This is a genomic window from Kineosphaera limosa NBRC 100340, from assembly GCF_000298215.1.
Taxonomy (GTDB): domain Bacteria; phylum Actinomycetota; class Actinomycetes; order Actinomycetales; family Dermatophilaceae; genus Kineosphaera; species Kineosphaera limosa.
The window spans coordinates 11,584-33,200 of record NZ_BAHD01000029.1; the positions used below are offsets into that span (position 1 = coordinate 11,584).

Below are 21,617 nucleotides of genomic sequence, written 5' to 3' on the forward strand. Positions count from 1 at the left end.
CCCCGAGTCAGTTCACCCGCTATGCCCAGTTTGTGCGTGGCGGCAGCCGTCGCGAGGCACCGATTCAGGCGCCCCGGGCCGCGTCGATGACCCGGGCGGCCGCCAGCGACCGCTCCCTGGAGCCGGCCGGCTCCACCCCGGCGGCCACGGCGTCGGCGAAGGCGTCGATCTCGTAGGAGAGGTTGCCGTCGGTGCCGCGCTGGGGGTCGTCCAGCGGCCCGTCGATGAGGTGCTCGACGGGTTCCCCACCGACCGGCGTGACGACGATGCGCCGGGGCATGGCGATGTGGTCGAAGGTCATCGTGCCCTTCTCCCCCTGGATCTCACTGGGGAGGTCCGACGCGGTGATCTTGGAGTAGCTCAGATCGGCGACGAAGCCGTCGTAGGTGGCGACGATGAGGCCCGCGCCCTCGGCGTCGGGGCCGACCAGCACGGGGGCGCCGACCACCTGCTGCGGCTCCCCGAAGAGGTCGACGAGCGGGTGGACGGTGTACACGCCCAGATCGTTGAGGGCTCCGCCGCCCACCGCGAGGTCGAAGACGGCGACGCGCTCACCAGCGAGCACGCGGTCGTAGCGTGAGGATCGCTGGGTGTAGCGCAGGCCGGCTCGGCGCACCCGGCCCAGCTGCGGCAGCAGGTCGCGAATCAGCTGCATGCCGGGGTCGTAGGCCGACCGCATGGCCTCCACGAGCAGCACGCCGGTGGCGTCGGCCAGCGCGAACAGCTCCTCGGCTTCCGCGGCGTGCAGCACCAGCGGCTTCTCGCACAGTACGTGCTTGCCCGCGGTCAGGGCGGCCCGTACCTGTTCGGCGTGCACGCCGTTCGGTGAGGCCACGTAGACCGCGTCGACCCCGTCGTCGGTCAGGATCGCCGCGAGATCGGATTCGCCGGCGTCGGCGCCGATCTCGGCGGCGAACTGCGCGGCCCGCTGCGCATCGCGCGAGTGGGCGAGCACGATGCGCGCCCGCCCGGAGATCGTGACCGCCCGCGCGAACCCGCGCGTGATTACCCCCGTGCCGATCGTCGCGATGCGCAGCGCGTCGGCGTCGGCAGGCGAGCCAGTGCGGTCAACGGTGTCGGTCATGTCCACTCTCCTGAGGGCGGTCGCCGGCCGCCGGTGCGGCGGTCCGGTCATGAGCGTGTGCCAGGGCCTGAGCCAGGTCGGCCCACAGGTCCTCGATGTCTTCGATGCCGACCGAGAGCCGCACGAGTGAGTCGGGCACGACGTCGGGCTCGGAGGCGTAGCGGCGCCGGCGCTCCAGTTGGGATTCGACGCCGCCCAGGCTGGTGCTGTGCACCCAGAGCCGGGTGGCGGCACACACGGCCTCCGCGGCCGGCGCGCCCCCGCGGACCTCGATCGCCAGCATCGCCCCGGCGCCCGGAAAACGGACCCGCTGCACCGCGGGGTGGTCGGCCAGGCGCCCCGCCAGGTCGGCCGCGTTGGCGCAGGCCCGCTCGAAGCGCACTGCCAGCGTGCGCAGGCCGCGCAGCGCCAGCCACGCGTCGAAGACCCCGGCCGTCGCGCCGTGCAGGTGCCGGTGGTGCGCCAACCGGTCGTGCACGTCGGGGATTCGGTCGGCGGTGACGAGCGCCCCCAGCAGTAGGTCGCTGTGCCCGGCGAGGTACTTGGTCGCCGAGTGCATGACGATGTCGGCACCCAGGTCGAGCGGGCGAGCACCCAGCGGCGTCGGGAAGGTGTTGTCGACGACGCTGGTCACCCCGTGCTCGCGGGCCGCGGCCAGCAGCGCGGGCAAGTCGGCGACGTCGAGGAGGGGGTTGCTCGGCGACTCCAGCCAGACGAGGTCGGCGCCGGGCAGCGCGGCGACGACGGCCTGGGTGTCGGTCGGGTCGACCTCCCGGACGGTGTACCGACCCTCCGCTGCCCCTTCGCGCAGCAGTGTCAGCACGCCCATGTACGCCGACCGCGGCGCCACGACGACCCCACCGACGGGCACGAGCGCCAACGTCGCAGCGGCCGCGGCCATCCCCGAGGCGAAAGCCAATGCCCGGCCACCCTCGAGCCCCCCGAGCGCTGCCTCGAACGCCTCGGTCGTGGGGGTCGACTCGCGGGCGTACACGCGGTCGCCGCCGTGGTGGAACGTCGAGGAGAGCACGATCGGCGGGTTGACCGGCGCGCCCCCCACGGGTGCGGGGCGCCCGAGAGCGACGCATCGGGTGGCGGGCGCCAGGCCTGACGAATCCTCGCCGGGCCCTGCCGTGCCGACCCCGCTCACTCCGCGGCGAGCGGGCTGAGCACGACGCTGGCCTCGGCGGTATAGGCCATGAAGGTCAGCGTCTCCTGGTGGTACAGCTCGATGCTCTCGGCGTCGTGGGACAGGTAGCCGATCGACAGGTCCTGCCCCAGGTGCAGTGCGTAATCCCCGCCGCGGGTGGTGAGCAGCAGCGCCCCGTCGAGGGCCGGAGCCCAGATGATCTCACCGTCGAGCATCCGGGCCAGGTGGTCGCGGATCGGGTAGCCGTGGTCGGTGGTCTCGGAGACCGCGGTGTACAGGTCGGCCGACAGCAGCAGGCTGTACGGCCCGTCGACCCCGGCCAGCCGCAGCTCGGAGACGGCTTTGGCGACGGCCTCCGGCAGCTCGCGCACGTCGGCGGGGACCGACACGGGCTCGTTGTCGCTGCTGGCGACGATGCCGGTGATGCCGGCCTCGGGCGAGCCGTGGAAGATCGCGCGGTCTTCGGCGAGGGCGATCTGCTTGACCGCGTCTTTGACCGGCTGCCAGTCGGAGTCCTGCGACCCGCGCTCGACATCGTCGACCGCGGCCCGGCTCACCCGGAAGGGCACCCGCAGTTCGACGATGAGTTGGGCCTTGCGCTGCCGGGCGATGACGCCGTCGGCGGGGCTGGTCAGGTCGCTCAGGTGCCCGGTGCCGACCGCCGCCAGCTGCGGGCCGGAGGGGCCGACGAGGTCGACGACGCGACGCCCGGCGATCCACCGCTTGAACGTGCGGCGCGCCTCCTGCTCGATCTCCTCCCACGCGGCGTCGGTGATCGGGGCGAGGTCGCGGTGCAGATTGTTCACTTCGAGCCACTCCTTCTCAGGCTGCCGATGCCCAGGGAGCCGTCGGCGGGTGTTGGGTCGGTGTCGGATGCGGTGGACGGGTCGTCGGGGGCCGCGGCGAAGGACTGCGGGTTCTCCAGCAGGTCGGCCGGCGGCACGAAGAACAGGCACCCGGTGTGCGCCGTGGAGAAGTCGAGGATGCGGTCGTAGTTGCCGGGCGGGTTACCCAGGAACATGTGCCGCAGCATCTCTTCGGTGACGTCGGGGTCGGCTGCGTAGCCGATGAAGTAGGTGCCGAACTCCCCCTCCCCGACGTTGCCGAAGGGCAGGTTGTCGCGCACGATCTGACGCTGGGTGCCGTCGGCGTCCTCGATGGTGTTGAGGGCGACGTGGCTGTTGCTCGGCTTGACGTCGTCGGGCAGCTCGATGTCGTCGAGCTTGGTGCGGCCGATGACCCGCTCCTGATCTTCGACCGACAGTGCGTTCCAGGCCGTCAGGTCGTGCAGGTATTTCTGCACGATGACGTAGCTGGCGCCGGTGTAGGGGCCGTCGGGGACGAGGGTGGTCACCACGTCGTCGACCGGCGGCTCGGGGTTCTCGGTGCCGTCGACGAAGCCCAGCAGGTCGCGCTCGTCGAAGTAGCGAAAGCCGTGCACCTCATCGGCGCTCTCCAGGGCGTCGCCGAGGGCCAGGCGCAGCTGTCGGACCAGTTCGAAGCACAGGTCGAATCGCATGGCGCGCACGTGGAACAGCAGGTCACCGGGGGTCGAGGGTGCCGAGTGCTTCGACCCTTCCAGCGGGATGAACGGGTGCAGGTGGGCGGGGCGCGGCAGGTGCGGGTAGGCGCGGTCCCAGAACCGCGAGCCGATGCCGGCGACACAGCTGAGCTGCTGCTCCGGCTCACGGAAACCGACCGACCGCTTGAGTGCGGGCAGCTGCGCCAGCGCCGCGACGGCGGCACCCTCCGCTCCCTCACGGATCGTCAGCGTGATGAAAATCGACACCCGTGCCGGCGGGGCGAGCACCGACTGGCACAGGTCCTGAGGCCTCGGATCACTCATGCCCCAACCCTAGCCACTGCGCCCCGGCGACGGTCACCTCATCGGCCGCTCAGGTCGGCGGGCGCACACTGCAACGGTGAACAAGGTGCCGGTGCTCGTGTGGGTCCTGGCCATGGCCGCCGTGATTGTCGCCGTCGACCTGGCGTTCTTCCGCGACCATTTCTGGGAGCGGCTGGCGGCCAACGTCGGGATCGTGCTGCTGTTCGGCGCCTTCTAATTCCGCTTCGCGCGCTAGCCGCTGCGCTGCCCGCTGCTCAGCCCGCGACCGGTTCGATGATGCGCCGCCACAGGGGTGCCGCGACGTCGCCGCCGTAGATCGAGCGGTAGCTGCCGCCGGCGGGGTCGCCGACCCAGACGGACGCGGCAAGGTCGGTGGTGATGCCGGTGAACCACGTGGAGGCGGAGGTGTCGGTCGTGCCCGTCTTGCCGCCGACCCAGGTGCCGGGTATCGACGCCGACGTGCCGGTGCCGCTGGTCACGACCTCCCGCAGGGCCTGCCGAACCTGCTCGGCGATCGCCGGGTCGAGCACCTGACGGCACTGCGGATCGAAGGTCAGGGCGCCGGAGGGGCCGGTCGCCGAGGCCAGCGGCGTGGGTTCGCAGTAGCGGCCGTCGGCGGCGAAGGTCGCGTAGGCGGCGGCCAGCGGCAGGGCGGCGGTGGGGCTGGCCCCCAGCGTCAGCGACGGCAGCGGCTGCAGGTCTTGACCGTCGGACTGGCGCACGCCCAGGGCCTGCGCCACGTCGCGCACCTGGCAGATGCCGACCTTGGCCTCGAGGGCGACGAACGCGGTATTGACGCTGTTGGCCAGGGCCGTCGTCAGCGTCATCGTCCCGGAGGGGTCGCCCGGCGCGTTCTTGGGCGCCCAGGAGCCGTTGCCGAGCGGCACGCAGGAGTTGAACTCGCTCAGGGGCATCGGGGTGCCGCTGTCTGGAGCGTCGATGGTGGAGTCCAGCGAGTAGCCGTCGGCCAGGGCCGCGGCGAGCGTGAACGTCTTGAACGTCGAGCCGCCCTGAAAGGCGCCGGAGCCGCCGTCGGTGGCCGGCAGCGCCATCGACTGCATCGACTGCCCCGACTGGGCGCCGTAGGCCACGTCTTGCCCGAGGGCCAACACCGCGCCGGTGCCTGGCCGAACGACGGCGGCGGCGTCGCGGAACGCCGACCGTGGCAGCCGTTGCCGGGCGATGGCGGCATCGGTGGACTTCTGCACGGCCGGGTCCAGGGTGGTCGTCACGGTGAAGCCGCCGACCCGCCAGGCGCGGTCGCGCTCGGCCTGGGTCTGACCGAGTTGCGGTGCGGCCAGCATCCGGCGCGTCGCGAAGTCACAGAACTGTGGGTGATCGGAGGCGGAGCAGCCCTGGGTCGGTTGCACCGGGTGCAGCCCCAGCGCGGCGGCGTTCGCGGTGCGGAAGCGGGCGGCGCCGATCATGCCCTGGTCGCGCATGGCGGTGAGCACCACCTCGCGGCGGGCGCGCGCGGCGTCCGGATTCGTCAGCGGATCGTAGGCGGTCGGTGCCTGCACGAGCCCGGCCAGCAGCGCGGATTGGGCGATGGACAGCTTGTCGGCGTCGACGCCGAAGAACCGCTGCGCCGCCGCCTGCACCCCGTAGGCGCCCTCGCCGTAGTAGACGACGTTGAGGTAGTCGGTGAGGATCTGCTCCTTGCTCAGCGAGGAGTCCAGGTGCGCGGCGAGCACCATGTCGTCGAGCTTGCGGGAGACCGTCTTGTCGGTGCTCGCGGCGACCGCCGAGTCGCTGCCGGACAGCTGCGCCTGCAGTTGCAGCAGGTTCTTGGCCAGTTGCATGTCGATGGTGGAGCCGCCCTGGCCGGTGGCATCGCCGCTGGTGACGTTCGTGAACACGGCGCGCGCCAGGCCGGTGGCATCGACGCCGCCGTGCTCGTAGAAACGCGCGTCCTCGATGGCGACCTGCGCCTGACGCATGATCGGCGCCACGTCTTGCGTCGCGACGATCTGCCGGTTCTGCCACCAGGTCGTGGCGATGAGCGAGCCGTCGGCGGCCAGGATGCGGTTGCGCTGCGGGACCTGCGCGACGAGCGTCGCCACGTCCGGGGCCGAGATGTCGCCCAGGGCCATATCTAGCGTGCGGCCGGCGTCCGTGGCCAACGCGTCGCGGGTCGTCGGCACGGCCAACAGCACCGCCAGCAGGGCGACGACGACACCGAAGGCCACGGCCGCGCGGCGCAGCCAGTAGCGGGGGCGGCGCGGCGCTCGGGCTTGCCTGACGCGAGGGTCCGGACCGATGGGGCTCGCCGGTGGTTGCGTCGGGCGGGTGGGCATTCTGGCTCCTTGGCGGTGTATCCGTGGTCCGTCGGACCCCACCCTGGCCCCGGTGCTCTGAGCGGATGCTGAATGTGGCACCCGCCGCTAAGCGGCCCCTCAGCGCGGCGGCTCAGGGTTGGTGCACATGTCGACAGTTCAGCTCATCCGCACCACGACCTCCCGGGCATCGCTGCGTTGGCGATCCCTGGCGATGTGGGGAGTGTTGCTCGAGCTCGCCGGCCTGACTCTCGGCCTGATCGTGACGTCTGATGGCCCCGTGGCCACCGGCGAGCTCGGCGTCGACCAGGCGCTGGCCGGTCGGCACGAGGCCGTGCTTCTGTGGCTCGCCCAAGCACTCGGCCTATTGTTCGGCCCGGTCGTCGCCCCCGCGCTGCTCCTCCTGGGGTGCCTCGTCATCTACCGCCGCGATCGGCACACGGCGATCGTGCTCGGCGCCGTGACGGTGCTCGGCTGGCTCTCGGTCGGTGCGACCAAGCTCCTCGTCGCCCGACCCCGGCCGGTGGCATCCCAGGTCGCGGCGGTCGTCACCGAGACCGGCCACGACAGCTACCCCAGCGGCCACGTCGCGTTCGCCGTCGCCCTGACCCTCGCGACGGTGCTGGTGCTGCGCATGAACGGCCGAACTAGCGGGTGGGCGTGGATCGTCGGGGTGGCCACCACGGTCGTCCTCGCGGCCTCTCGCCTCTACATCGGCGCGCACTACTTCGCGGATGTCGTGGGCGCGGTCGTTCTGGTCACCGGCGCCGTGCTGCTGATGGCCGCCACCCGCTGGTGGGCCGACCGCCACGGTCGTACCGCCCTCCCGGTGCTGTAGCGCCAACTGCTCTTCCCCGCTGGTGAGGACAGGATGTGCCGATGACCACCCCCATCGCCCACTACGCCCTCATCGGCGACACCCGCACGGCGGCCCTCATCGGGCGCGACGGATCCATCGACTGGCTGTGCCTGCCGAGTTTCGACGGCGAGGCCTGCTTCGCGGCGCTGCTCGGCGACCCCGCGAACGGCCGCTGGCTGCTGGCCCCGCAGGGCGAGTACACGAGCCGCCGCGGCTATGTGCCGGGCACGCTGACGCTCGTCACGACCTTCGAGACTCCCACCGGGGCCGCGGAGGTGGTCGAGTTCATGCCGATCACCGCCGGTCGCCGTGATGTCGTGCGGCGCGTCCGGGGCCTGCGCGGAACGGTGACCTTCGAGCACGAGTTCGTTGTGCGCTTCGGGTACGGGCGTTACCGGCCGTGGATGCACCGGGTGCCCGACTTCAGCGACCTGGGCGGCGACGAGATGCTCGTCGCGGTCGCCGGACCGCAGGCGCTCGGCCTGCGCGGTCCGGTGTTGCCGCACCCGCTCGACGGGCGACACGTCAGCCAGGTACCCGTGAGCGCCGGGCAGGAGCAGACGTTCACCCTCACCTGGTGGCCCTCGCATCAGGCGCCGCCGGCACCGCTGGACGTCGCCCGCTCGCTGCATGCGACGCAGGAGGCCTTCCGGGCCTGGAGCCACCGCTCCACCTACACCGGCCCGTACCGGGAGGCGGTCGCGACCTCGCTGGTGGTGCTGCGGGCCCTGACCGACGCCGAGACCGGCGGCATCGTCGCCGCGCCGACGACGTCGCTACCCGAGGCGATCGGGGGCGCCCGCAACTGGGACTACCGGTACTGCTGGCTGCGGGACGCGGCGCTGACCCTCACCGCCTTCCTCGAGTCGGGTTATCGCCACGAGACCCGCGTGTGGCGGGAGTGGCTGCTGCGGGCGATCGCGGGCGACCCGGCCGACATGCGGATCATGTACGGCATCGACGGGCGCCGCGACCTGCCCGAGGTCGAGCTGACGCACCTGCCGGGCTACGCCGCCAGCACCCCGGTCCGTGTCGGCAACGCCGCGGCGGGCCAGCAGCAGAAGGACGTGCTCGGCGAGGTGATGATCGCCCTGCACGAGGCGCGTCGGCGCGGCCTGCCCGAAGACCCCGACTCGTGGGCGCTGCAGGTCGCGCTCGTCGATCACCTGGCCGACACCTGGGACGAGCCGGATCAGGGGCTGTGGGAGATCCGCGGGCCGGCCCGCCGATTCACCCATTCGGGGGCCATGGCGTGGGCGGCCCTGGACCGGGCCGTACAGGCGGTGGAGTCCACCGCCGGCACCGCGGACCCGCTGTCCGGGCCGCTGGACCGGTGGCGGGCGGTGCGCACCCAGATCCGCGAGGCCGTGTTGACGCGCGGGGTCAGCGCCGCGGGGCATTTCACCCAGCACGACGACACGCAGGAGGTGGACGCGGCCCTGTTGCTGCTGGCTCCGATCGGTTTTGTCGCGGCCGACGACCCGCGCTATCTGGCGACGGTCGCGCGCATCGAACGCGATCTCATGCCGGACGGCTTCGTGCGCCGCTACCGCACCGACTCCGGCGTCGACGGCCCCAGCGGAGCCGAGAATCCGTTTCTCGCGTGCTCGTTCTGGCTGGTCAGCGCCTACGCGCTGACCGGTCGAGCGAAGGACGCGCAGGCGCTGATGGAACGCCTGCTCGCCGTGCGCACCGATCTGGGGCTGCTGGCCGAGGAGTACGACCCGACGACCCGGACGTTCGCCGGCAACTACCCGCAGGCGTTCTCACATCTGGCGCTCATCGACGCCGCGCACACCCTCAGCCGCACCGGCGACGCCCCGCAGGTGGCCACAAGTTCACACTGACACCCCGCCTTCACGGTGGAGCGACGTCCGGGAACAGGCGGCGGGGCACGAACCAGACGTAGAAGACCATGCCGAACGATTCGACGAGGGACTGGGTGACGACGACGATCGCTACGACCTCCCAACCCGGCGGCAGCGAGAGGGCGAACGGCAGCACGATGAAGGAGTTGCGGGTGCCAAGGGTGAAAGTCGCGTAGAGCAGTAGAGCCAGCAGCGGCCACACGACCGGGCCGGTGCTCTCCGCGGCGCCTGGCCAGACCACGCGGACGGGCCCTTCGGTCAGACTTGTGCGATGGGGGAGGTCGAGGAGATTCGCTACGACACCCGCGTGGGTGCCCGGTGGTTGGTCCTGTTCCTGTGGGCGCTGGTGGTCATGATGGCCTTGCAGGTCGTCCTGTCCTGGCGAAACTTGGAGTCCCTCCTGCTCACCGGCCTGAACGTCGCTCGGCCCCGCCGACCGGGCATCAACGACCTGATGACAACACCTCGTTGATACCCGAGAGTGGGGGGATGGACGCAACAAGCTTCGAGCGGGCTCAGGCGCAGGCTCGCCGGACGTTACTGGCGTCCGGGGCGAGCGAGCTGCCGAGGATGCCCTGGTCCGCTCCGGTTCCGGAGGATGTGACGTCGGCCCGGTTCGCGCTCTGGCGCGCCAACGCCTCCCCGGGGACCGCCCCTATCGAGGAGATCCGGGCCGGGCTGTGCCTGCTCGATGCCGCGCGCAGCGACCTGGAGACCCTGGAGACCGCGCTGCTGTTCGTCGCCCGCACGGAGGGGATGACGTGGCCGCAGATCGCCGACGAGCTCAGGGTGCGGTCTCCGCAGGCCGCGCAGCAGCGCCTGCGGCGAGCGGAGGCGCGCACGGGCTCAGCCGATTCGGTGGCGGCCGATGACACAGCGGCCGATGACATAGCGGCCGGCGCCGGCACGGCCGGTCAGTGGGCAGCCTTGTCGGACACGCAGGATCGCGCGCCGGGGCGGTCGGCGTGACCGCCCGCCGCCGCACCGGCTCCGATCGGGACGGTGACACCGATGCGCGGGCGCGCTTCCTGCGGGCGCGCGCGAACCGCGACGGCCCGCTGTATTCGGACGCGACCCTGGAGGTGCTGCGCGCCATCCGCCTCAGCGGCGTCGGCAGTTTCGAATCGGCGGCCGCGCGCACTGGCCAGGAGAAGGCACAGGCCAGCGTGTATATCATGCTGCTCGCGACCAGCGAGTACATCACCAGCCTGAAGTTCGACCAGGCCGACGGCTGGGTCTTAACCGCCGACGGTTACGACTTCGAGCGCGAACAGGTGCAGGAGCAGGTGGCGCGGGTCGGCGCCGCCCCGGCGCTGACTGCGGCCCTCGAGCGGTTCGAACAGATCAACGGCTGGGTCGTCGGGGCGATCAGCCAGTGGCAGCTGACGACGCTGAGCAGATCACCGGAGCACCTCTGGGACCCCGAGCCGGTCATCGCCGACCTCGCAGTCGCCGAGCCTGTGCTACCGGACCTGCTGGCGCCGGTGATCGCCCTGCTGCCCCGATTCGGGCGCTACCCCACGCAGTTCAGCGCAGCCCTGGACCGCGCCCGCCGGGGCGAGACGGAGTGGATCGCCGGGATCGGCCGGCTGTCGTGCCACACGGTGTGGGCCGAGTTGCACGAGGATCTGCTCTCCAGCCTCGGTCGGCACCGCAACGAGGACAGCGTGACGCCTCAGGAGAGTGTGTGATGAGCCCTCGCGCCCTCTACCTGGTCCGACACGGCGCCGGTCGCGCCCGTCCCCGGCCGCTCGGGCGACCCGCCCCTCCAGCCGTCTGACTGACCCACTGGCAAGGCGGCGAGAAGGAACCTGCCCTGCTCATCAGCTGGCACGACCGTCGCTCCGCAGGTGAGCCGAAGGCGCTGACTACCATTGATAGACGTGAGCGACGACTCGATCAGCGCGACGGAAAGCCCCCTGGGCGGCACCGAGTTCGTCCGCGCCCTGCGCAGCGCCGCACCGTACGTGCACGGGCACCACGGCAAGACGTTCGTCATCGCGTTTCCCGGTGAGATCTGCCTGCGCGCCGACACCGACCGGCTGCTCGCCGACATCGCGCTGCTGTGCCGGCTCGGAGTGCGGGTCGTGCTGGTCCACGGCGCCCGCCCCCAGATCGAGGCCGAGCTCGCGGTGCGCGGCATCCCCTCCCGATTCGAGGGCGACCTGCGCATCACCGATGTCCCCTCGATGCACGCGGTCAAGGCTGCCGTCGGGGTGCTGCGTATGGACATCGAGGCGCGCTTGAGCTGCAGCCTCGCGAACACGCCGATGGCCGGCTCACGGATCAAGGTCGCCGGCGGCAACTGGGTGACGGCCCGTCCGGTGGGAGTGCGCGGCGGCGTCGACCACCTGCAGACCGGGCTCGTGCGGGGCGTCGACATCGCCGAAATCCGCGCGCAGCTCTCCGACGAGCGGATCGTGCTCGTCTCCCCCGTCGGCTACTCCCCCACCGGCGAGGCGTTCAATCTGCGCAACGCCGACGTCGCGGAGGCCGTGGCGACGGGGCTCGGAGCCGACAAGTTGATCTTCGTCATCGAGTCCGAGCCGGGCACGTGGCGGATGGCGCTGCAAGCCGGTGACGCCGGGCAGCTGTCGCTGACCGCCGCGGAGGGAGTGCTCGACACCGAGCTACGCGAGCGCAACCTCTCGCCCGAGGATCGCAACTGCGTGCGGGCCGGCCTGGCCGCGGTGCGCGCCGGCGTGCGCCGCGTGCATCTCATCGGCACCGACGGAGCGAGCCCGCTACTGCGGGAGCTGTATTCGCGCGACGGCTGCGGACTGATGATCGCCGCGGACGACGACTACGAGTCCACCCGCATCGCCACGATCGACGATGTCGCCGGGATCATGGCGCTCATCGCCCCGATGGAACAGGCGGGCACCCTCGTGCCGCGCAGCCGGGAGCAGCTGGAGCTCGACATCGCCGCGTTCACAGTGTTGGTGCGCGACGGCACGGTCATCGCCTGCAACGCGCTCGTCGAGTTTCCGCAGCACGGAGCCGCCGAGCTGGCCTGCGTCGCGGTGCATCCGCACTACCGCGGGCGGGACCTGGCCGCCGTGCTGCTGCGTCGCGCCCGGGCACGCGCCCGCGACTTGGGATACACCCGGTTGATCGCGTTGACGACGCAGACCCCGCACTGGTTCATCGAGCACGGCTTCGTGCGCGGCAGCGCCGCCGACCTGCCGCCCGAACGCCGCGCCACCTACGACCCAGGCCGCAACTCCCTCGTGCTCATCGACACGCTGTAACTCGGCTCGCACCCTCTGGAACGCCCTGGCGCGAGCCCTCTGAGGGAAGGCTGAGTGCGCCACCCGGTGACTGGCCCGCGATGCCATGCTGACGCTGTGTCGCACATCGACCGCACCGGGCAGCCCGGCGATCCCGCCGGCGAGGGCACCCCGCCGCGACCCGAGCCGGAGCCCGAGGAGCCCGCGGAACCCGCCGAAAAAGCAGGCCCACCAACCCCCGAGACGGCTGTCGCGAAGGCGCCCGATCCCGCTCCGGGGCAGGAGGCGAGCCCTCCGTCGGACGAGCCGCCGACGGGGTCGCAGGAGCTGGCCGCGCGCGGGCGGGGGCCGTTGCCGCCGGTGCTGCTGGCCGCCCTCGGGGTGGTGTTCGGCGACATCGGCACCAGCCCGCTGTACGCGCTGCAGACCGTCTACAGCGTCGACCACAACGCGGTCGAACCCACCCCGCTGGACGTCTACGGGGTGCTCTCGCTCGTCTTCTGGTCGGTGATGACGATCGTCACCGTCAAATACGTGGTGCTCGTCATGCGCGCCGACAACGACGGCGAGGGCGGCATCCTGGCCCTCACCGCCCTGCTGCGCCGGCGGCTGCGCGGCCGCCGCGCCTTCTCCACCATCACGCTGCTCGGCATCATCGGCGCCGCGCTCTTCTACGGCGACTCGGTCATCACCCCGGCGATCTCGGTGATGTCGGCGGTCGAGGGGCTGCAGGTCGTCGACCCCGACGCAGGCTCGGTCGTCGTGCCGGTCTCACTGACGATCCTGGCACTGCTGTTCGTCATCCAACGGTTCGGCACCGAGCTCGTGGGGCGAGCCTTCGGGCCGGTGATGATCCTGTGGTTCGGCACGCTCGCCGCCCTGGGCCTGCCTGCGATCGCGCGGCATCCGCAGGTGCTGCTCGGCCTCTCCCCCACGTACGCAGTCGAATTCGCGGTGCAGCGGCCGGTCGTCGCGTTCATCGCGATGGGTGCGATCGTGCTGACGATCACCGGAGCCGAGGCGCTGTACGCGGACATGGGGCATTTCGGCGCCCGGGCGATCCGCATCGCCTGGTTCGGGGTCGTCTTCCCCGCGCTCACCCTGAACTACCTGGGGCAGAGCGCGCTGATCCTGCACGACCCGAGTGCGGTGGACAATCCGTTCTTCCGACTGGCCCCGGAGCCGCTCGTCGTCCCGATCGTCGTGCTCGCCACGGCAGCGACCGTCATCGCCTCGCAAGCGGTCATCTCCGGGGCGTTCTCGGTGTCGGCGCAGGCGCTGCACCTGGGGCTCATCCCGCGGCTGACGGTGCGGCACACCTCCCGCCACGCCGGCGGCCAGATCTACGTGCCGGCCATCAACTGGGCGCTGTTCACCGGAGTCGTCGTGCTCATCGTCGGGTTCGGCAGTTCTGCGTCGCTGGCCAACGCCTACGGGCTGTCGGTGACCGGCACCCTCGTGCTGACCACGGTGCTCTTCGGCGGCCTGGCTCACCGCGGGTGGAAGTGGCCGCTGTGGCGCATCGCCATCTTCATGGTGGTCATCGGCGGGTTGGAGGCCGCCTTCCTCGGCGCCAACCTCACGAAGATCGCCCACGGTGGCTGGCTGCCGATCGTCATCGCATCCGTCGTCATCACGGTCATGACGACGTGGGTGTGGGGGGCCGCGCTGGTGCGCGCCCGGCGGGAGGAGATCGAGGGCCCGCTGTCGGCGTGGCTGGCCAAGGTCGACACTGGCCAGCGGGGCATCACACGGGTGCCGGGGCACGCCATCTACCTGCACACCAACCAGAGCACCGTGCCGCTGGCGCTCAAGGAGAATCTGCGCTTCAACCACGTCGTGCACGAGCACGTGGCGATCGTCTCCGTGGAGGTCGGCAACGTGCCGCACGTGCGCCATGTCGACCGGGTGACGGTCACCGACATCGGCCGACCCGACGACGGCATCGTCGCGATCCGCATCAAGCTGGGGTTCAACGACTCCCAGGACGTGCCGCACAACCTGCGGTGGAGCCAGGGTCAATGCAGCGACTTCGAGTTCGACGCCGAGCGCGCCCGGTACTTCCTGTCGGTGCTCGACGTGCACGCGGGTCGCCAGGGCAGCCCCGTGCTGCGGCTGCGCAAGCACCTGTTCGTGCTGTTGGGGCGGGTCGCCGGCAGCCGCGTCCTCTCCTTCCGGCTGCCCCCGCAGCGCACCGTCATCCTCGGCGGCACGCTGTACATCTGAGCGCCGCGCGCGCAGCTGGGTCGCCCGGGGCACCGGCAGCCGCGCCAGCCCCCACGCCGCCGCCTCCCCACCAGCGCCGACCGTTGCGCTCCCTGCCTACCGTTGCGGTCGCAACAGCAACCCGGGGCAGCAGGCGCAACCGTCGAGCGGGCCGAGGTCGGGACGCGCCTCCCCACCAGCGCCGACCGTTGCGCTCCCTGCCTACCGTTGCGGTCGCAACAGCAACCCGGGGCAGCGGGCGCAACCGTCGAGCGGGCTTCGGGGCCGCCCGCACGGGTGCCGGCCGCGGCATCCGCCCCCTGTGACGGATGCTGCGGCCGGCGGGTGACCCCCGGGGTGGCTCGGATGGCTCAGCGGGCGACGGGCTGCTGGTCGCGCAGCACGGTGCCGTCCACCAACCGGAGGTCGAAGGTCGGGGTGCCCTTCATCTCCGGGCCGTCGGAGGGCCACTGCGCGTAGAACAGCCCGTCGGTGACCGGAGCCTCGATCGTGCGCCCGTCGATGCGGATCGTCACGGCGGCGACCCGCTCTCCGGCTTCGCCGCCGACAGTGGCGACCGCGCCGCCTTCGCCGACCCCGCCACCGGTGCTGATGGCGCCGATCTGCTCGGGGCCGGGCGCCTTGGGGGCCAAGAGGTCGGGGGCGTCCTTGACGACCGTGCCGTCGGCCAGCGTGACGTCGAAGCTGACGGGCGCGGTCGGGGCGTTCGCACCGATCAGGCGCTCCGGCCACCACGCCGCGAAGTGGCCGTCCGCGACCGAGGCGTTGATCGTCTGCCCGGCGGTGTTGATCGTCACGGCGCGGGTGCCGGGGTCGACGCGGCCGGTAGTGAACACATACGAACCCTGCGGTCCGCTGCTGGCGCCCCCGCCGCTGGCCTCGACCTCGCCCGGCGGCACAGGCTGCGGCTTGACCGAGGCCGCCGTGGCGAGGCCGCCGGTGGAGCCGACCACCCGCGAGAAGTCTCCGGCGTCGAAGAAGCACTGGGCGGTGCTCGAGTCGTCGGCAACCATCGACAGGAAGGCGAAGCCCCCGCGCTGTTCCGCGATGACGGTGCGAGCCGTCTCCGGGTTCACGGTGGGGCGCTGGTCAGCCGGGATGCCCTGCTGGTCGCCGATCGAGTCGGCGAGGTTGGCCCGGCAGGCGGACTCGGCGTCGGTCAACGACTGGCCGCTCAGGGGCGTCGGGTCCGGGGTCCACGAGGCGTAGGCGACACCTTGCGAACCCGGCAGGTTACTGATGGCGAACACCCCGGCGAGCGCGGCCGCGACCGTCGCGGGCACCACCCAGCGCGCCACGCGGATCCAGCGGCGTCGCGGGGGGCGGGGGGCAATGGGCGTAACGGTGCTGTGGCTCCCGGCATTCGTCGCGGCGCTGCCTCCGCCGGCGGCCGCAGTGGCCGCGGTGGCCGCAGTGGCCGCAGTGGGCGGGGTCGAGCCCGTCACTGCGTCGTCCGCGAGGATCTGCGCGAGCAGGGCGTCGCGGCGGGCCGCCCCCTCGGCGGTCATGGTCGCGTCGGCGACGTCGTGGCGGCGGATCAGCACGTCCAACGCGTCGTCGGCGGCGGCATCGTTGATCGTGTCGTCTCGGTAGTTGTTCATGAGCGGACCCCCTCGGGCTCGGGAGCGTCGCCGGTTGCGGCGCCCTCGAGGCGGCGTCGCAGCGCGCGGCGGGCGCGGGACAGGCGAAGTCGGTAAGCGGTGGCGGTGATGCCGAGCACGGCGCCCGCCTGCGTGGAATCGAGACCGTCGAGGGCCGTGAGCGCGAGCGTCTCCTGTTCGCTCTCGCTCAGGTCCGCCCAGGCGGCCGACAAGTCGACTCGGTCGGCGGCGCGGTCCGCGGCATCCGGCTCGTCGGCCGGTCGGGGCGCGGCGGCGATTCGGACGGCGACCGCGTTCTGCCGGCGGCGCGACCGATCGTCGTTGAGCAGGCAGTTGCGGGCGATGCCGAAGATCCACGCGCGCGCCTCGCCGAGGTCGTACGGCAGATCATCGATGCGGCGCCAGGCGGTGAGCATCGCCTCCGCGACGACGTCCTCGGCTCGGTGCGGATCGCTGCGCCGCTGTGCGAACGCCAGCACGTCGGGGTAGGTGTGCGCGAACACCACCCGGTAGCGGGCCTCACGCTCCTCGTTTCCGTTCACACCCCTACCTGTCCGGCCGAGCCGCGCCTGTGTCACGCGACGTGCGGGCCTCCTGCGGTTTCGGTGCCGCGCTTCTGTCGATAGCGTGCCGGAAAGCCAGCGAACTGCCGGGAGGCACAGATGCAACCGATCGCAGTGACCGGATCGACAGGGAAACTAGGCGGGCGGATCGCGGCACGCCTGGCCGCGGCGGGGGTGCCGCAGCGGCTGCTGGTCCGCGACCCCTCCCGGGCGCCCGACCTGCCGCAGACCGAGGTGATGCAGGCCTCCTACGGCGACTTCGAGGCGGTGCGCGCCGGCTTGGAGGGGGTGGCGACGGCCCTGCTGATCTCGGCCTCCGAGAGTACGGACCGGGTCGCGCAGCACCGCACGTTCATCGACGCCGCGGCCGCCGCCGGGGTCGAGCACGTGGTGTACGTGTCCTTCTACGGCGCGTCGGCGACGGCGATGTTCACGTTGTCGTGGGACCACGCGGCGACCGAGGAGCACCTGCGCGATTCGGGCCTGGCGTTCACGTTCCTGCGGGACAACTTCTACGCCGACTTCATGCCCGATCTGGCGGGCGAGGACGGCGTCATCGCGGGCCCGGCTGGGGACGGACGCGTCGCGGTGGTCGCGCAGGACGACATCGCCGACAGCGCCGTCGCAGTGCTCACCGACCCGGTCGCCCACCGGGAGCGGCTCTACACGCTGACCGGCCCGGAGTCGCTGACCCTGACCGAGATCGCCGCGATCCTGACCGACGCCCTGGGCCGCCCCATCCGGTACGAGCCGCAGACCGTGGAGCAGGCCTACGCCTCCCGCGCCTCGTTCGGCGCGCCCGACTGGCAGGTCGACGCCTGGGTCTCGACGTACACGGCGATCGCAGCGGGTGAGGTGGCCCGCGTCAGCCCCGACGTGCAACTCCTCATTCAACGACCGCCGAGGTCGCTGGCCGAGGTGATCGCAGGAGCTCCAGCGAGCGGACATGACGACGCGGTGGGCGCCTCCCCCGAGGGGCACCCACCGCGTTGGTGAACTCGTTGTTGAATTCGTTTTCGTGAACTACAGCGTCAGACGCCCGGCTCAGATGCCGAGGAGTCGGGCGGCGTCGGCGGCCAGGTCGGAGCGCACCTTGAGCTCGTAGAACTCGGCGCGCAGCGAGCGGACCGAGGTGAAGTCGCGCTGACCGCCGGTCGCCAGGTGGCCGAAGAAGCCGAAGATGGCACCCCACACACCACCGATGAGCACGGCGGTCAGGATCATCGACAGCCAGCCGGCCGCGGGCAGGAAGAGCCCGAACAGCAGGCCGATGAACAGACCGAACCAGGCGCCGGAGCCCATGCCGTAGAGCGCGGCGCGGCCCTTGGTCATGCGGCCGGTCACCTGCTCGACCGAGCGCAGTCCCTGGCCGACGATCTTCACCGCGGCGACGTCGAACTTCTCGTCGGAGAGCCGGTCGACCGCCCGCTGCGCCTGCTCGTACGTGGGGTACGTGGTGATGATGACGACGTTCGAGCCGTCGGTCGGGGCGTCGGTGGTCGGCACGTTCGTGGTGGGAGCGATGGTGTGGGCGTCGGCGTGCGGGGTGGCAGCCATTGGTGCGTCCTTTCAGGTCAGATGGGTTGCTTGGATTGCTCCAACGATTATGATTGGAGCCTACCAACTACTTGGAGCGGAAGCAAATGATTGGATCAACCCAACCGTCTGCGGGGGGCGACGGATCACGTCTCAGCGCAGATACCGCCTCCGGGCGACTGGAGGAGCTTGTCTCGTCGCTGACCCGCCTGGCCTCGCGTGAGCGGCTGCGCCGTTCGCTCGTCGCCGACGGCAGCGCGCTGTCGCCGACCGACGCCTGGCTCATGCGCTACCTGTGCGAACGCGGACCGGCGCGGATGTCGGAGCTGGCGGCCTGGCAGGGCGTGGACCGCTCGACGATGACCACCGAAATCCGCCGCCTGGAGCGGGCCGAACTCGTGGCCCGCGAGACCGACCCCGACGACCGGCGCGCGGTCATCGTGCGCCCCACGCCTGCGGGTCGAGCGGCGCACGAGGCCAACCGAGCCGCCGCCGCGGCCGTCATCACCGACATCCTCGCGACCTGGACAGAGGCCGAACGAGACCAGCTCATTCGCTCGTTCGACAGGTTCGTGAGCGGTATCGCCGAGTACCTGGAGGGCGCCGGGCGAGAATGACGCGCATGACCCCCGAGGAGTTCCGCACCGCCGCGCACACGTTGGTCGACTGGGTCGCGGACCACCGCGCCCGCATCCCCGAGCTACCGGTCGAGGCGCGCACCCGCCCCGGTGAGATCCGCGCGGCCCTGCCCGAACACGCCCCCGAACAACCGGAGCCCCTGGCCGACGTCATCGCCGACCTCGAGCAGATCGTCGTGCCCGGCATCACCCAGACCCAGCACCCGGGGTTCTACGGCTGGTTTCCCAGCAACGCGTCGCTGGCCTCGGTACTCGGCGACATCGCGAGCAGCGGGGTTGCGGCGCTGGGCATCACGTGGCAGTCGGCGCCGGCGCTCACGGAGGTCGAGCAGGTCGTCACCGCCTGGCTGCGGGAGCTGTGCGGATTGCCGGCGGACTTCCACGGCGCGATTCAGGACACGGCCTCCACGGGGACGCTGGTGGCGATGATCGCCGCCCGCGAGCGCGCCTCCGGGCTGTCGGAGGATCGCGGTGGCTTGCAGGCGGTCGACGCTCCGCTCGTCGCCTACACCTCCGGGCATGCGCACTCCTCGGTGCCGAAGGCGGTGCTGCTGGCCGGGTTCGGGCGGGAGAACCTGCGGTTCGTCGACGTCGACCCCGTGACCTACGCGATGCGCCCGGAGGCGCTGGCCGAGGCCATGGCGGCCGATGTCGACGCCGGTCGTCGGCCGGCGGTGGTGATCGCCGCGGTCGGCACCACGGGCACCTGTGCGATGGACCCGGTGCGCGCGATCGTCGACGTGGCGCGGGAGTACGGCGCGTGGGTGCACGTCGATGCCGCGATGGCCGGGTCGGCGATGCTGCTACCGGAGATGCGGCACCTGTTCGACGGCACCGAGCTGGCCGACTCCCTGGTGTGGAACCCCCATAAATGGATGGGGACGATCCTCGACTGCTCGCTGCTCTATGTGCGGGACGTCGACCACCTCGTGGCGTGCATGTCGACGACCCCCTCGTACCTGAAGTCGGCCGCCGATGAGCAGGTCGTGCAGTACAAGGACTGGGGGATCCCGCTGGGTCGGCGGTTCCGCGCGCTCAAGCTGTGGTTTCATCTGCGGCTGGAGGGCGCCGAAGCGATCCGCGCCCGGCTGCGCCGCGACCTGGAGAACGCCCGCTGGCTCGCCGCGCAGATCGAGGCGGCGCCGGGCTGGCGGGTGCTCGCGCCGGTCGACCTGCAGACGGTCTGCGTGCGGCACGAGCCCGAGGGCCTGACCGGCGAGGCGCTGGACAACCACACACTGTCGTGGGCGAATGCCCTCAACGTCTCCGGTGCGGCGTTCGTCTCCCCGAGCATTCTCGACGACCGCTGGATGGTGCGGATCTCCATTGGCGCCGAGCCCACCGAGCGCGCCGACGTCGAAGCCCTCTGGGACCGGCTGCGCGCCGCCGTGTGAGCCGCCCCCGCCCCCACCTCCGCGACTGTTGCGGTTCCTGCCGAGCGTTGCTGTTGCGACCGCAACGCTCGGCAGGGAGCGCCACCGTCGAGCCGGCCCCGCGGAGCCGTCGGCCCGGCCCGCGGCCACCGCCAACCACCCCCCTCGCGACTGTTGCGGTTCCTGCCGACGGTTGCTGTTGCGACCGCGACACTCGGCAGGGAGGGCAACCGTCGACCCGGGCGCCGGCAGCCGGCCGACGGGCTAAGCGAGGATGCGGACCCAGTTGGCGCCGTTGCCGATGGGCGCGGTGCCGTGGGAGGTGAGCGACCCGTCCGCCTCCACCGCGTACAGCTCGGCCTCCGTCGACTTCTCGCCGACGGCGATGAGGTAGGCGCCGTCGGCCGTGACGTTGAAGCCGCGCGGCTGGCGCTGCGTGGGCGTGAACCCAGCGACCTGCCCGAGGCGACCGTCGGCGTCCACGGCCACGCTCGCCAGCTCCGAGGAGCTGCGCTCGGAGGCGATGAGCCACGACCCGGCGCGGTGCAGGTCGGCGCCCCAGATGAGGTGCTCCTGCGTGGGATCGGCGCCGAACCGGCTGTGCCCCAGGCCGTGCCGCGGGTCGACGACCCCCACCGACTCGGCGACGGTCAAGGCGCCCGCGCCGCCGCGGGTCAGCCGGATGACCTCGCCCGAATACTCGGTGATCAGGTAGGCGTTCGGGCCGTCGACGATGAGATGCCGCGGGCCGGAACCCTGCGGCGCAGCGACGGTCGGCGGGTCCAGCGGCGTCAACGTGCCGTCGCCCGCCAGCGCGTACTGCGCCACGAGATCGTCGCCGAGTGCCACGAAGTAGGCGACCTCTCCCCCTCCGGACGGCGCGGCAACCACACAGTGCACATTGCGGTACTCGATGCGCGAGATCGGATCCCCCACCCCAAGATCGCCGCCCACGGGCCACGTCACGCCGAACCCGCCGCCGTACGAGGCACCCAACAGCAACGTCCCTCCGGAGGCCAGCGCCAGATAGGCCAGGGACGCCTCGACATCACGCCGCCCGACCTCCGTCAAAGCGCCGGTCGCCCGGTCCAGGCGCAGCGTCGCGACGCCCGGAGGGTCGCCCTTGTAGGCCGCGTAGACGAGGTCGCGTTCGGCGTCGACGGCGAAGGTGCCGCAGCCGGTCAAGCCCTGGGTGACGGTCAGCGGCTCCAGGTGCGGCCGGTCGCCGCGGTGCAGGCGCAGCGCGATGATGGAGTCGCTCTTGGCGGTGGCGATGAGAACGAGTTCACTCACACCCCCGACCCTACGGCCGAAGGCGACGAACGAGGGGCCCGCAACCCAACGGCTGCGGACCCCTCGTCACGCCT

At 71.8% G+C, this 21,617-nt stretch carries 21 protein-coding genes; 11 read left to right on the top strand and 10 right to left on the bottom strand.

What is annotated here, in order from left to right:
- Nucleotides 1-64 precede the first annotated feature (64 nt).
- From KILIM_RS09430 to KILIM_RS09445, 4 genes are read right to left on the bottom strand one after another with little or no spacing between them, the layout of a single operon-like run.
- The gene (locus tag KILIM_RS09430) at nucleotides 65-1,084 is read right to left on the bottom strand and encodes a Gfo/Idh/MocA family protein (RefSeq protein WP_006592435.1); all 1,020 of its coding nucleotides are present in this window, start codon (nucleotides 1,082-1,084) and stop codon (nucleotides 65-67) included.
- Nucleotides 1,068-2,234 carry a trans-sulfuration enzyme family protein gene (locus tag KILIM_RS09435; RefSeq protein ID WP_006592436.1) on the bottom strand — a complete coding sequence of 389 codons (1,167 nt, stop codon included), beginning with the start codon at nucleotides 2,232-2,234 and terminating at the stop codon, nucleotides 1,068-1,070. Before KILIM_RS09435 ends, KILIM_RS09430 begins: the two co-directional genes overlap by 17 nt.
- Nucleotides 2,231-3,040 carry a family 1 encapsulin nanocompartment shell protein gene (locus KILIM_RS09440; protein ID WP_006592437.1) on the bottom strand — a complete coding sequence of 270 codons (810 nt, stop codon included), beginning with the start codon at nucleotides 3,038-3,040 and terminating at the stop codon, nucleotides 2,231-2,233. Before KILIM_RS09440 ends, KILIM_RS09435 begins: the two co-directional genes overlap by 4 nt.
- Nucleotides 3,037-4,080 carry a Dyp-type peroxidase gene (locus tag KILIM_RS09445; protein WP_006592438.1) on the bottom strand — a complete coding sequence of 348 codons (1,044 nt, stop codon included), beginning with the start codon at nucleotides 4,078-4,080 and terminating at the stop codon, nucleotides 3,037-3,039. The genes KILIM_RS09440 and KILIM_RS09445 overlap by 4 nt, the downstream gene beginning before the upstream one ends.
- Nucleotides 4,081-4,156: 76 nt before the next feature.
- On the opposite strand from KILIM_RS09445, the gene KILIM_RS23960 reads away from it, so the two are divergent.
- A complete protein-coding gene (locus KILIM_RS23960) occupies nucleotides 4,157-4,297 on the top strand; it encodes a hypothetical protein (protein ID WP_157551617.1) in 141 nt (46 codons plus the stop codon).
- 37 nt (nucleotides 4,298-4,334) lie between these two features.
- Here KILIM_RS23960 and KILIM_RS09450 read toward each other — a convergent pair whose 3' ends face one another.
- The gene (locus tag KILIM_RS09450; protein WP_006592439.1) at nucleotides 4,335-6,377 is read right to left on the bottom strand and encodes a transglycosylase domain-containing protein; all 2,043 of its coding nucleotides are present in this window, start codon (nucleotides 6,375-6,377) and stop codon (nucleotides 4,335-4,337) included.
- 127 nt (nucleotides 6,378-6,504) lie between these two features.
- On the opposite strand from KILIM_RS09450, the gene KILIM_RS09455 reads away from it, so the two are divergent.
- Together KILIM_RS09455 and KILIM_RS09460 are read left to right on the top strand one after the other, a co-directional pair.
- On the top strand, nucleotides 6,505-7,194 hold the full coding sequence (locus KILIM_RS09455) for a phosphatase PAP2 family protein (protein WP_051988723.1): 690 nt from the start codon (nucleotides 6,505-6,507) through the stop codon (nucleotides 7,192-7,194).
- A gap of 41 nt (nucleotides 7,195-7,235) precedes the next feature.
- The gene (locus KILIM_RS09460) at nucleotides 7,236-9,062 is read left to right on the top strand and encodes a glycoside hydrolase family 15 protein (RefSeq protein WP_006592441.1); all 1,827 of its coding nucleotides are present in this window, start codon (nucleotides 7,236-7,238) and stop codon (nucleotides 9,060-9,062) included.
- A 10-nt stretch (nucleotides 9,063-9,072) separates the two neighbouring features.
- Here the strand turns inward: KILIM_RS09460 and KILIM_RS09465 are convergent, their stop codons facing one another.
- Nucleotides 9,073-9,324 carry a hypothetical protein gene (locus KILIM_RS09465; protein WP_006592442.1) on the bottom strand — a complete coding sequence of 84 codons (252 nt, stop codon included), beginning with the start codon at nucleotides 9,322-9,324 and terminating at the stop codon, nucleotides 9,073-9,075.
- 30 nt (nucleotides 9,325-9,354) lie between these two features.
- Here KILIM_RS09465 and KILIM_RS09470 point away from each other — a divergent pair, with 30 nt between their 5' ends.
- The 5 genes from KILIM_RS09470 to KILIM_RS09490 all read left to right on the top strand — a co-directional run bounded on the left by KILIM_RS09470 (nucleotide 9,355) and on the right by KILIM_RS09490 (nucleotide 14,539).
- Entirely contained in the window at nucleotides 9,355-9,555 is a 201-nt protein-coding gene (locus KILIM_RS09470) for a hypothetical protein (RefSeq protein ID WP_006592443.1), read from the top strand.
- Nucleotides 9,556-9,572: 17 nt separating this feature from the next.
- Nucleotides 9,573-10,052, top strand: a complete 480-nt coding sequence (locus tag KILIM_RS23965; RefSeq protein WP_051988724.1) for a hypothetical protein — start codon at nucleotides 9,573-9,575, stop codon at nucleotides 10,050-10,052.
- Nucleotides 10,049-10,774: a hypothetical protein gene (locus tag KILIM_RS09480; RefSeq protein WP_006592445.1), complete on the top strand. Its 726-nt coding sequence runs from the start codon at nucleotides 10,049-10,051 to the stop codon at nucleotides 10,772-10,774. Before KILIM_RS23965 ends, KILIM_RS09480 begins: the two co-directional genes overlap by 4 nt.
- Before the next feature lie 192 nt (nucleotides 10,775-10,966).
- A complete protein-coding gene (gene argA / locus KILIM_RS09485) occupies nucleotides 10,967-12,334 on the top strand; it encodes an amino-acid N-acetyltransferase (protein WP_217997087.1) in 1,368 nt (455 codons plus the stop codon).
- 96 nt (nucleotides 12,335-12,430) lie between these two features.
- Nucleotides 12,431-14,539, top strand: a complete 2,109-nt coding sequence (locus KILIM_RS09490; protein ID WP_006592447.1) for a potassium transporter Kup — start codon at nucleotides 12,431-12,433, stop codon at nucleotides 14,537-14,539.
- A 350-nt stretch (nucleotides 14,540-14,889) separates the two neighbouring features.
- Here the strand turns inward: KILIM_RS09490 and KILIM_RS09495 are convergent, their stop codons facing one another.
- Nucleotides 14,890-16,140: a hypothetical protein gene (locus KILIM_RS09495; protein ID WP_040562839.1), complete on the bottom strand. Its 1,251-nt coding sequence runs from the start codon at nucleotides 16,138-16,140 to the stop codon at nucleotides 14,890-14,892.
- Nucleotides 16,137-16,682 (bottom strand): sigma-70 family RNA polymerase sigma factor, encoded by a 546-nt coding sequence (locus KILIM_RS09500; protein WP_040562841.1) that lies wholly within the window; start codon nucleotides 16,680-16,682, stop codon nucleotides 16,137-16,139. Before KILIM_RS09500 ends, KILIM_RS09495 begins: the two co-directional genes overlap by 4 nt.
- A gap of 120 nt (nucleotides 16,683-16,802) precedes the next feature.
- Here KILIM_RS09500 and KILIM_RS09505 point away from each other — a divergent pair, with 120 nt between their 5' ends.
- Nucleotides 16,803-17,699 (top strand): SDR family oxidoreductase, encoded by an 897-nt coding sequence (locus KILIM_RS09505; RefSeq protein ID WP_006592450.1) that lies wholly within the window; start codon nucleotides 16,803-16,805, stop codon nucleotides 17,697-17,699.
- A gap of 48 nt (nucleotides 17,700-17,747) precedes the next feature.
- Here the strand turns inward: KILIM_RS09505 and KILIM_RS09510 are convergent, their stop codons facing one another.
- Complete coding sequence (locus KILIM_RS09510) at nucleotides 17,748-18,260, bottom strand: YflT domain-containing protein (protein ID WP_006592451.1); 513 nt, start codon at nucleotides 18,258-18,260, stop codon at nucleotides 17,748-17,750.
- A gap of 86 nt (nucleotides 18,261-18,346) precedes the next feature.
- Here KILIM_RS09510 and KILIM_RS09515 point away from each other — a divergent pair, with 86 nt between their 5' ends.
- Nucleotides 18,347-18,856, top strand: a complete 510-nt coding sequence (locus KILIM_RS09515) for a MarR family winged helix-turn-helix transcriptional regulator (protein ID WP_157551618.1) — start codon at nucleotides 18,347-18,349, stop codon at nucleotides 18,854-18,856.
- 5 nt (nucleotides 18,857-18,861) lie between these two features.
- Nucleotides 18,862-20,271: a pyridoxal phosphate-dependent decarboxylase family protein gene (locus KILIM_RS09520; protein WP_040562843.1), complete on the top strand. Its 1,410-nt coding sequence runs from the start codon at nucleotides 18,862-18,864 to the stop codon at nucleotides 20,269-20,271.
- A 243-nt stretch (nucleotides 20,272-20,514) separates the two neighbouring features.
- On the opposite strand, the gene KILIM_RS09525 is transcribed toward KILIM_RS09520, so the two are convergent.
- Nucleotides 20,515-21,543: a lactonase family protein gene (locus tag KILIM_RS09525; protein ID WP_006592454.1), complete on the bottom strand. Its 1,029-nt coding sequence runs from the start codon at nucleotides 21,541-21,543 to the stop codon at nucleotides 20,515-20,517.
- Nucleotides 21,544-21,617: the final 74 nt, after the last annotated feature.

Excerpts from the sequence above, each read along its gene's own strand:
- KILIM_RS09430 (WP_006592435.1), bottom strand. The coding sequence starts at position 1,084 with ATGACCGACACCGTTGACCGCACTGGCTCGCCTGCCGACGCCGACGCG.
- KILIM_RS09445 (WP_006592438.1), bottom strand. The coding sequence starts at position 4,080 with ATGAGTGATCCGAGGCCTCAGGACCTGTGCCAGTCGGTGCTCGCCCCG.
- KILIM_RS09450 (WP_006592439.1), bottom strand. The coding sequence starts at position 6,377 with ATGCCCACCCGCCCGACGCAACCACCGGCGAGCCCCATCGGTCCGGAC.
- KILIM_RS09455 (WP_051988723.1), top strand. The coding sequence starts at position 6,505 with ATGTCGACAGTTCAGCTCATCCGCACCACGACCTCCCGGGCATCGCTG.
- KILIM_RS09460 (WP_006592441.1), top strand. The coding sequence starts at position 7,236 with ATGACCACCCCCATCGCCCACTACGCCCTCATCGGCGACACCCGCACG.
- KILIM_RS09470 (WP_006592443.1), top strand. The coding sequence starts at position 9,355 with ATGGGGGAGGTCGAGGAGATTCGCTACGACACCCGCGTGGGTGCCCGG.
- KILIM_RS23965 (WP_051988724.1), top strand. The coding sequence starts at position 9,573 with ATGGACGCAACAAGCTTCGAGCGGGCTCAGGCGCAGGCTCGCCGGACG.
- KILIM_RS09495 (WP_040562839.1), bottom strand. The coding sequence starts at position 16,140 with ATGAACAACTACCGAGACGACACGATCAACGATGCCGCCGCCGACGAC.
- KILIM_RS09505 (WP_006592450.1), top strand. The coding sequence starts at position 16,803 with ATGCAACCGATCGCAGTGACCGGATCGACAGGGAAACTAGGCGGGCGG.
- KILIM_RS09510 (WP_006592451.1), bottom strand. The coding sequence starts at position 18,260 with ATGGCTGCCACCCCGCACGCCGACGCCCACACCATCGCTCCCACCACG.
- KILIM_RS09515 (WP_157551618.1), top strand. The coding sequence starts at position 18,347 with ATGATTGGATCAACCCAACCGTCTGCGGGGGGCGACGGATCACGTCTC.
- KILIM_RS09520 (WP_040562843.1), top strand. The coding sequence starts at position 18,862 with ATGACCCCCGAGGAGTTCCGCACCGCCGCGCACACGTTGGTCGACTGG.